This is a genomic window from Ruminococcus sp. RTP21359st1_H3_RTP21359_211015 (assembly GCF_040909065.1).
In the GTDB taxonomy this organism is placed as follows: Bacteria; Bacillota; Clostridia; order Oscillospirales; family Ruminococcaceae; genus Hominimerdicola; species Hominimerdicola aceti.
The window spans coordinates 1-6307 of sequence record NZ_JBDGDD010000059.1 but is presented as its reverse complement, the minus strand read 5'-3'; the positions used below and the strand labels follow the sequence as shown (position 1 = coordinate 6307).

Below are 6307 nucleotides of genomic sequence, written 5' to 3'. Positions count from 1 at the left end.
ACCACAAAAAAGACTGCTTTCCTACCCTTTTAAGGGTGGTTGCAGTCTTTTTTTATTGCGCGTTTTTTTACAGCGCCAGTTACAGCGGACGGCAAAGCCGACCGCATTTTGCGAGGTTTACAGAGTTTTCGGCAAAGGGGTTGTAAAATCGGGCTTTTAGAAATTTAGAAGTTGTAATCGCTGAAAACAGCGTAAATACGGAATTTATTAAGGAGTTGAAGTGGAAAATATGAGTTTTCAGAATAAAGTGAAATTTGCGTTATGGGCATATCCCGAAACGTTGAAAGACGTGGAAGTTCACTACAAAAACGACAACTGCAAGTCGCAGAGTGAGTTTATTGAAAAAGCTATAAAGTTTTACATTGGTTATCTTGATGAGGAAAAAAGCGTGAATTACATTTCACCGATGATAACCGAAACGGTCAAAGCGCAGATAAAAGGTACGGAACAGCGGCTTGCACGTTTGCTTTTCAAGGTCGCAGTTGAGCTTGGCAAGCTGTCGCATATGACTGCGGCGATAAATGATGTGGACGATGAAACGCTGAAAAGTCTTCATGCGATGTGCGTTAATGAAGTCCGTAAAATCAACGGTATTATTGATTATGAGGACGCTGTGGAGTATCAGAAGGAGTGATTTTTAATTGCCAAAATTAATTGTTACAAGCCGCTATCTTAAAAGCGGCAGTGGAAAAAGAAAACACCTGTATCACTATGTAAAATACATCGCAACCCGTGAGGGTTCAGTTCCGATACCGAATGCAAATGAAACAGCTCCTGCTACGAAAAGTCAGCAGGAGCTTATTTCATCTCTGCTGCACGATTTCCCCGACAGCAAAGAGTTATTTGAGTACGAAGATTACCAAAAGAATCCCACAATTAAAAACGGTTCAGCGCTCATATCGGTAATACTTGACCGAAACATGGACAGGCTTACAAGTCGTGAAAATTATGTTGGATATCTTGCAAACCGTCCCGGCACAGTCAAGTTTGGTTCTCACGGTTTATTCTCACAATCGGACGAGCCTATTAATCTTGAAAAGGTTGCAAAAGATATTGCAAACCACGGCGGTAACGTCTGGACTCATGTCGTTTCGCTGCGCAGAGATAACGCTCAGGCAATGGGGTATGATAATTTAAAAGCGTGGCGGGAATTAGTCAAGCGGCAGATTTCTAACATTGCAAAGAATCAAAAAATTGATATGGCTAATCTGAAATGGTATGCCGCCTTTCACGATAAGAAAACGAATCCCCATGTGCATATCATCGTGTACTCCACAAACGAGCGTGAGGGATTTCTCACTAATCATGGTATTGAAAAAATCCGCAGTGGTTTTGCAAACGATATTTATGCGGACGAACTTCACCATCTCTACGCACAGCAGACCGATTTGCGCAATCAGATGAAAAAAGAGTCTGAGCAGTTGATGAAACAGCTTGCGGATAACATTTCACAGAATGATGTTGATAATGCAGAACTAATTGATCTTGTTGCAAAACTGCATGAACAGCTTAATTCTTCTAAAGGCAAAAAGGTATACGGATACTTGAAAGCGGATGTGAAGAAAACTGTTGATGAGATTTTTATAAGGCTTGCGGAAAACGAATCAATTCAAAAAATGTACTCCCTCTGGTGCGAAATGGAACAGCAGAAGCATGATGTTTATTCGTCAGCAAGAGTTCAGTTTCCGAAGCTTGCGGATAACAAGGAGTTTAAGTCCGTTAAAAATATGATCATTCAGACCGTGCTGGATATGAATAGTCCTGTTGTTGATATTGAGATTGAAGAACCGGAACTGACAGAAAAAACTGATGATGACATAACAGATATTCCTCCGCAGATTGATGAGTTTGATAATGCGATTTATTTTGATAATGACGATATGGCTGCCAATGGTTTTTCATGCAGCAGCAAAATCTCGCCAAAAGAACCCGATGATTCTCCGAAAAGCAAATATTATTTAAAATGGAGCAACGCATACAAAGAAGCCTGCAAGCTGATTTATAACAAGCAATCAAAGCTTGAAGATTTTCAAAAAGCGGAGCAGCTTTTGCTTAACGAATCAGGGGCAGGTAATGTTCTTGCGATTCACGATTTGGGAAAACTTTATTCCACGGAAAAGCTTGGTGCAAAAGAGGAAGAAAAGTCATCCTCATTCTACAAAGAGGCATTGCAGGGCTTTATGGAGATCGAGCCGGATTCTGATTTTATGTTTCCTTATGAGCCGAAATTTGATGGGCAGATTATGAAACCCGTGAATATGCGTTCTTACGTTTGGTATCGCATAGGCAAAATGCATTGCTATGGGTTGGGAACAGAACAGGATTACGCTCAATCATTTGAATGGTTTTTGAAGTCAGCTCAGGAGGGCAACAAATTCGCACAATACAGTCTTGCCAATTTATATTACTACGGCAACAGTGTGGAAAAAGATTTGTCGCAGGCGTTTTTGTGGTATCAGAAATCGGCTTCTCAGGGTCAGCCGTATGCTTCTTATGCTGTTGCACAGATGTACAGCAAGGGTGAATATGTTGCTGAGAATAATGAAACCGCACAGAGATATTACAAAGCTGCATTATCTGGTTTCCTTGAACTTGAAAGCAAAGATCAGGCGGACGATAACCTATTTTATAAAATTGGAGTTATGTACAAAAACGGACTTGGAACGGAAGCTGATATTTCAAAAGCCATTGATTACTTCAAACGTTCCGCTGAGATGAATAACAAGAATGGTCTGTATGAATATGGCAAAACATTAATTCAAGGAAAATACATTGAGGCTGATTTAAATAAGGGTTTGGAGTGTATTGAAAAAGCAATGAAACTTAAAAATTCCAATGCAAAGCGTTTTTTTGCATTGGAATATATTTCGGGTGAATATTTTTCACAAGATATTGAAAAAGGACTATTTATGTTGACAGAATGTGCAGATAAGGGTGACAGTTTTGCTTGTTTTCAGTTGGGTCAGTTTTATTTGAAAGGTGAAATTGTCACGCAGGATTTAGAAAGAGCAGAGAAATATTTGCTGCTTGCAGAGGATAACGAATTCACACAGTATGCTTTTGGGAAGTTGTATTTGCAGGAAGAAAAGTATGATATTCAAAAGGCGGTAGATTACTTTGAAAAATCCGCTGATAAGAATATGTGGTCAAGCTATCAGCTCGGCAGGCTTTATCTTTTCGGAGCAGATGAACTTGAAAAGGATAAGGAAAAGGCTGTGGAGTGGCTCACAAAGTCCGCAAATGATGGTAATGAGTACGTTCAGAATATGCTTAACAATATTGATGATTTTGAAAATATGCTGCTTAGAAATACTGTTATGGGATTGTTTGTGAATTTAAGTCGCTGTATTGAGGATAATTATTCGCAGAAGCAGTGTTCTTTAAAAATACAAACTGATAGAAAGCTCAGAAAAATGATACAAAAGAGAAAGTCAGGAATTGGCATCAGAGAAGAACAAAATATGACTAACTAAGAAATATCTTAAAAGCTATATTCAAAGAAAAGATAGGTTTTTCCCCATATGTTGTGTAAATCTCCAAAGTAGTGTATAATAAAAGAGCTGAGACCCACCGAAAAAAAGTCTGTAAAAACGCAGTCAACTATGGTAAAATATAAATAACACAGGAGGCTGATTTTTTATGGGAAGAAGAAAAAGAGAACCAATGAGCGAAGGAAAAAAGAACATCATCGGAATGCTGCTCGAGGAGTATGATATCCGATATCACAGACCGCCTTCTTCCGCAGATAGAGGACTGGCAGAAACGTCCTCTGGGCGAGGTTTATCTCATTGTATTTATTGATGCTGTACATTTTTCTGTACAAGAAAACGGACAGATAAAAAACTTGCAGCATATGTAATCCTTGCAGTAAGTTTGACAGGTCACAAGGAAGTTTTATCCATACATATCGGAGAAAACGAAAGTGCAAAATATTGGCTTGGAGTCCTGAATGAGCTGAAAAATCGCGGCGTAAAGGACGTCCTCGTGATATGTGCCGATGGCCTTTCGGGTATGAAAGAAGCCGTAAATACGGCATTTCCACAGACAGAATTACAGCGTTGTAACGTTCATCAAGTAAGAAACACGCTGAAATATGTTGGTGCAAAAAACAAGAAAGAATTTTCCAACGATTTGAAAACCATTTATCACGCACCGTCTGAGGACGCTGCGCTTGAACAGCTTGAGCGTGTGACGGAGAAGTGGGAGAAAGATTATCCAAACGCCATGAAGAGCTGGTACAAAAACTGGGATGTGATCTCACCGATCTTCAAGTTTTCCGCTGATGTGAGAAAGGTCATTTACACCACCAATGCGATCGAAAGCCTTAACAGCGGCTATCGTCGTCTGAACAAACAGAGAAGCGTATTTCCGAGCGATACAGCGCTCCTGAAGGTTCTGTATCTTGCAACTCATGAAATAGCGAAAAAATGGACTATGCCGCTGAGGAACTGGGGCATAGTTCTTGGCGAGCTGGAGATCATGTATCTCGACAGGCTAAGCTGAGCCGGCACAGTCAGTCTGCTTCCATTCCGCTACGCTCCATTCCAGCAGACTGACTGTTGAAGAACCTTGACAAATTACGGTATTTATTGTATACTGTAAAAAAATGAGCGGCTGTTTTTCAAGCCGCTCCACAATATCGTTTTTTATCACTGTTGTTGAATTCACAGAGATTTTTTCACAGGGCCGATAAAACTTTTTCATTTCCATGCTCGCTGGATGATTTGGGTGAGGGTTTTTCTTTTTGGGATGAAAGCATGATATATGAGGAGAAAACCGAACTTAGAAGCTGAAGATTGTTATATGACGGTAAATTGCTGGATACGGTCACAATGCATTGTGCAGCAGACGATAATGATTATAGTGATAATGATATTATTTGTATAAGCTTTACTGCGAGTGCTTTTAAAAGGCAGGATACGATTGATAATATTTCAATAGGCGGAATAACCTTTGAGAGTACAGAAGCAGAAATAAATCAAATGTTTGGTGAACCGACAGACAATCATGAAGATTCAAGTCACTTTAGCTCATATTTATATTTAATTGATAAAAAGTGGCTGACTCTTTCTTTTAATTATGGGCATCTAAATATTATAGATCTTAATTTTGGAGGAAAATAAAACGTCGATTAATATTGATACAAGTTTTGAGATTATATTAAAACTAGACAATGATATGACAAAAGTAGAAGAAACAATGATAAAACTATCTGACGAAGAAACATATACCGTAGATGGTTTTTGTGAAATATAAAAAAATAATTTTTATTCGTCGCTTGATGAGAAAGGAAATGTCATGAAATTGCAAAAACAGATTACAAACGAAGAATTGCTTGAACTTACAAGAAAAGCATTTGAGAATGATGAGGTTGCTGAATTTCTTTGCGGAGAAAAAGGATATTCAGTTATGGGAAACAGGGATATACCTATTAATATTCCTACAGATTTCGGACGCATTGTAGAAAAAGGAATATATGAGTTATATTTGACTACAAATGATGAAGTAATTATCAAGAAATTCCGTAAAGCAATTATGACACTAAATAGTACACCTATTCAAGTTTGGTGTGCATATATGGCTTGTTGGAATCAAATTTTCAATGAACATTCTAAATATCCAGCACCGTTTAAAATGATTGATGATACCCTTTTAAAGACATTAAAAAGTACCTTGATAAACAATGAATCATCTCTACGTAATTGTAAAGAGTGGATGGGGATTAACAAAAAAAATGGATTATGGGATTACATAATTCGTATAGATAATGTCTTAAAAAAAGATTATGGGGTGAGTGTATTATGAGTGAAGTGAATAATGATTTTTTAGAATATGGAGCTTCTTTTTTAGTTACAAAGAGAGATTATGATTTGTATTATAGTGATCCAGATAGTTTACTTGGTGCGGGAGGGCAACGCTTTATTGCACCAAGCAATCAAATGGATCAATTGCTTATTGTAGCTAATGGTGATATTGGCATTATAGAAGAAGGACTAGGTATAGAGACCGATAAATGGGCAGGTCAAGAATTAGTTAGAATTGACATAGATAAATCCATTGTAAATGATTTCTATGAAAGTGGAAATCTTAAGCTTCCAACAGGAACGTACAATCCCATTTGTGCCATTAAATGACATACTCCCACCGCTCTTGCGAAAGTGGTTTTTCCGCCGTTGTTTGCTCCCGTCACCATATAAAACCGTGCGTAATCTGACATATCAATATCGTTTGCAACAATTTTTTCGGTCAGAATTTCCTGCGGATTTTGCGTAACAAGCTGCCTGTAGAAGTTGAGGTCAAAGACGTT

Annotated in this window: 6 protein-coding genes and 1 pseudogene; 6 read left to right on the top strand and 1 reads right to left on the bottom strand. The window is 38.3% G+C overall.

The annotated features are described in order from the left end of the window. Positions 1-229 precede the first annotated feature (229 nt). The 6 genes and pseudogenes from AB5Z01_RS13425 to AB5Z01_RS13400 all read left to right on the top strand — a co-directional run bounded on the left by AB5Z01_RS13425 (position 230) and on the right by AB5Z01_RS13400 (position 6134). Positions 230-634, top strand: coding sequence for a hypothetical protein (locus AB5Z01_RS13425; RefSeq protein ID WP_287214891.1), 405 nt, complete (start codon positions 230-232; stop codon positions 632-634). Between the two features lie 7 nt (positions 635-641). Continuing rightward, positions 642-3473, top strand: coding sequence for a MobP3 family relaxase (gene mobP3, locus AB5Z01_RS13420; protein ID WP_287214889.1), 2832 nt, complete (start codon positions 642-644; stop codon positions 3471-3473). Between the two features lie 236 nt (positions 3474-3709). Beyond that, positions 3710-4503 (top strand): annotated as a pseudogene (locus AB5Z01_RS13415) (IS256 family transposase); the annotation flags it as partial. A 293-nt stretch (positions 4504-4796) separates the two neighbouring features. Then, the gene (locus AB5Z01_RS13410; RefSeq protein WP_117905804.1) at positions 4797-5123 is read left to right on the top strand and encodes a hypothetical protein; all 327 of its coding nucleotides are present in this window, start codon (positions 4797-4799) and stop codon (positions 5121-5123) included. A gap of 175 nt (positions 5124-5298) precedes the next feature. Then, positions 5299-5805 (top strand): hypothetical protein, encoded by a 507-nt coding sequence (locus tag AB5Z01_RS13405; protein WP_117905803.1) that lies wholly within the window; start codon positions 5299-5301, stop codon positions 5803-5805. Beyond that, positions 5802-6134, top strand: coding sequence for a hypothetical protein (locus AB5Z01_RS13400; RefSeq protein WP_287214885.1), 333 nt, complete (start codon positions 5802-5804; stop codon positions 6132-6134). Before AB5Z01_RS13405 ends, AB5Z01_RS13400 begins: the two co-directional genes overlap by 4 nt. Here AB5Z01_RS13400 and AB5Z01_RS13395 read toward each other — a convergent pair. Further along, on the bottom strand, positions 6071-6217 hold the full coding sequence (locus tag AB5Z01_RS13395; RefSeq protein ID WP_368365607.1) for a hypothetical protein: 147 nt from the start codon (positions 6215-6217) through the stop codon (positions 6071-6073). The two genes, AB5Z01_RS13400 and AB5Z01_RS13395, sit on opposite strands and share 64 nt — an antisense overlap. Positions 6218-6307: the final 90 nt, after the last annotated feature.

Bases quoted from the DNA above. Each gene is read 5' to 3' on its own strand.
- AB5Z01_RS13425 (WP_287214891.1), top strand. From the start codon at position 230: ATGAGTTTTCAGAATAAAGTGAAATTTGCGTTATGGGCATATCCCGAA.
- AB5Z01_RS13405 (WP_117905803.1), top strand. From the start codon at position 5,299: ATGAAATTGCAAAAACAGATTACAAACGAAGAATTGCTTGAACTTACA.
- AB5Z01_RS13400 (WP_287214885.1), top strand. From the start codon at position 5,802: ATGAGTGAAGTGAATAATGATTTTTTAGAATATGGAGCTTCTTTTTTA.
- AB5Z01_RS13395 (WP_368365607.1), bottom strand. From the start codon at position 6,217: ATGTCAGATTACGCACGGTTTTATATGGTGACGGGAGCAAACAACGGC.